The sequence below is a fragment of the Mycobacterium sp. genome, from assembly GCF_049281135.1.
GTDB lineage: Bacteria > Actinomycetota > Actinomycetes > Mycobacteriales > Mycobacteriaceae > Mycobacterium.
This window is the reverse complement of sequence record NZ_JBAPRN010000693.1, coordinates 1-2,317: the sequence shown is the minus strand read 5'-3', so window position 1 is coordinate 2,317 and position 2,317 is coordinate 1. Positions and strand designations below refer to the sequence as shown.

The window sequence follows — 2,317 nt, the reverse complement described above, 5'->3', positions numbered from 1 at the left end:
ACTCGAGGTTGTCCAGCGAACATCTGACCGCCGCCAGACGCTGGTCGCCAGCGCCGAACGTTGGGGACGCTATCCAGTGCGCGCCGCGGTCGAGGTCGTCGCGCACGGGGGCTTACTGGTCGGCACGGGAACCGTCGACGCGGCTGAGGTGACCGTTTTCCCGATGACGCCGCCGCAGCCGACAGCGCTGCCGCCGACCGAACTACTCGACCGGCTGGGCATCCACTTGACCCGGCACATCGGCCGTGGCGTCGAATATGCCGACATCCGCACCTACGTGCCGGGCGACCAACTGCGCACCGTCAACTGGCCGGTGAGCGCCCGTCGCGGCCGCTTGCACGTGACTCAGCGATTGACCGATCGGTCCGCGGACGTGATTGTGCTGATCGACGGCTATCCGCAGCCTGCCGGGCCCGCGACGGTCGCCACCGAGCGGGTTGTTCGCGGCGCCGCCCAAGTGGTGCAGACCGCGCTGCGCAATGGTGACCGGGCCGGCATCGTCGCGCTCGGTGGCCGAAGACCCCGCTGGCTCGGTGCCGATATCGGCCAGCGGCAGTTCTACCGCGTGCTCGACACCGTTCTCGATGCCGGTGATGAATTTGAAAGCACCACTGGAACATTGGCTCCGCGGGCGGCAATTCCGACGGGCGCGATCGTCGTCGGGTTCTCGACACTGCTCGATACCGAGTTCGCGCTGGCGCTGATCGACCTGCGTCGCCGCGGTCATGTGGTGGTGGCGGTCGATGTCCTGCAGGGCGCCCCGTTTCCCGCCGCCCAGGACCCACTGGTCGACCGAATGTGGGCGCTGCAGCGTTCGGCCATGTACCGCGATATGGGCACCGTCGGCGTTGACGTGGTGGCCTGGCGGGCGGATCGCACCCTGGATCAATCGATGCGGGCCGTCCCCGATCATCGGCGGCCGCTGACCGGACGCCGCGGATGAGGGGCGGCGCGCAGTTGGCGGCGCACGTCTTGTCGACGGCGTGCGGGGTGCTGATGGTGGCGGCGGTCGGCATCGGAGCACACGGATCGACCCTCGTCGCGGCGACCTCGGCGGTGGCCGCGGTGACGATCGCGGTGCTGATTCGCCCGGTTGCCACGCTTGCGGTGTTGCTCACCGTGGTCACGATTGCGCTGTCCGGGCCGCCGGCCACCGTCGCCGCGGTGTCCGGATTGTCGGCGGCCGCCTATGTGGTGCTGCGGCATGCGGCCAGTAACGGCGCCGGACTCGACTCGGTCAGCGGCGCAACGATGGTCTCCGCGGTCGGATTTACCCTTGTCGGCCTGGTTGCGACCGCATTCCCGTTGCGGCTGCCCTGGTTGCCGTTGCTGGCGCCGCTTGCCGTGTTTGCGGTCTATCTGCTGGCCACGCGGCCGTATCTGCGGGACGAAGATGGCTAGCGACGTTGCTGGAGCCGGCGTCGTACCAAAAATCTGCTTGCGCGCAACGCCTTGACCGGTGTCCAGATGGAGGCAACAATATCGGGATGCCGCAAGAAGAGCGGGCGTTGATCAGCGACCTGGAGCGTCGCCTCGCCGAGAAGTATTCAGCTCTTCCGATGGACCACATCACCGCCGTCGTGCGGCATGCGTATTCGCAGTTCCAAAGCAGCCGGGTGAGGGATTTCATCCCGCTATTGGTGCAGCGGCGCGCCGACGAGGAACTCGAAGAGCTGAGCGTCCTGCGGCCGGACCTGGCGGCAGTTGCGCTCGACGACATGGGTGTGACCGTCCTCGAGACCATCGCAGCCGTCTAGCCATCGCGGCCGCACCGGCCGACGCTGAGATTTTCCTTGCGAACAGCCATGATTAGCGACTCCAGCCTTACCGGTTTCGGCCTGAATAATTAACTATCTCGGTACGGTCGACACTGGGGTGATCGGCGAGGGGGCCATACCCGGGCGCGATCTGGCGGCGCTACGACCAGATGGACCGTTTTCCCGCGGGCTTCCTGGTGTTCGGCGATGCGATCTGCAGTACCAGTCCCATCTACGGCCAGGGCATGACGGTGGCCGCGCTCGAGAGGACCGCTCTGCGGGACTGCCTGGCCGACGGGAACGCCGATCTGAGCCGGCGATTCTTCGCTACCGCCGCTGCCCACATCGGTCCGATGTGGGCATCCAATCCGTTCAACGATCTCCACATGGACAGCGGAGACCCCGATCATGCGGCGTCCAAAGAACTGCTGGACTTCCGCGAGGCGGTGCTGTCCGCGGCGGAGAGCAGTCCGGCCCTCACCGAGAAGTCGTACCGATCAATGAATTTGGTCGACCCTCCGACCGACTACAGCCCGCTGCTCACCTAGGACTGCTGAATC

The 2,317-nt window shown here is 66.6% G+C and carries 4 protein-coding genes; all 4 read left to right on the top strand.

The genetic code is table 11. From position 1 onward, the window contains the following. A partial coding sequence (locus tag WAN02_RS27820) for a DUF58 domain-containing protein (protein ID WP_422268468.1) occupies positions 1 to 943 on the top strand: 943 nt, incomplete at its 5' end. Beyond that, complete coding sequence (locus WAN02_RS27815) at positions 940 to 1,401, top strand: hypothetical protein (RefSeq protein WP_422268466.1); 462 nt, start codon at positions 940 to 942, stop codon at positions 1,399 to 1,401. The genes WAN02_RS27820 and WAN02_RS27815, both read left to right, overlap by 4 nt. Positions 1,402 to 1,487: 86 nt before the next feature. Further along, positions 1,488 to 1,757 (top strand): three-helix bundle dimerization domain-containing protein, encoded by a 270-nt coding sequence (locus tag WAN02_RS27810; protein ID WP_422268464.1) that lies wholly within the window; start codon positions 1,488 to 1,490, stop codon positions 1,755 to 1,757. Positions 1,758 to 1,927: 170 nt separating this feature from the next. Beyond that, a complete protein-coding gene (locus WAN02_RS27805; RefSeq protein WP_422268462.1) occupies positions 1,928 to 2,305 on the top strand; it encodes a hypothetical protein in 378 nt (125 codons plus the stop codon). Positions 2,306 to 2,317 lie beyond the last annotated feature (12 nt).

What these genes read in the sequence shown, in the direction of transcription:
- WAN02_RS27815 (WP_422268466.1), top strand. Translation starts at nt 940, where the DNA reads ATGAGGGGCGGCGCGCAGTTGGCGGCGCACGTCTTGTCGACGGCGTGC.
- WAN02_RS27810 (WP_422268464.1), top strand. Translation starts at nt 1,488, where the DNA reads ATGCCGCAAGAAGAGCGGGCGTTGATCAGCGACCTGGAGCGTCGCCTC.
- WAN02_RS27805 (WP_422268462.1), top strand. Translation starts at nt 1,928, where the DNA reads ATGGACCGTTTTCCCGCGGGCTTCCTGGTGTTCGGCGATGCGATCTGC.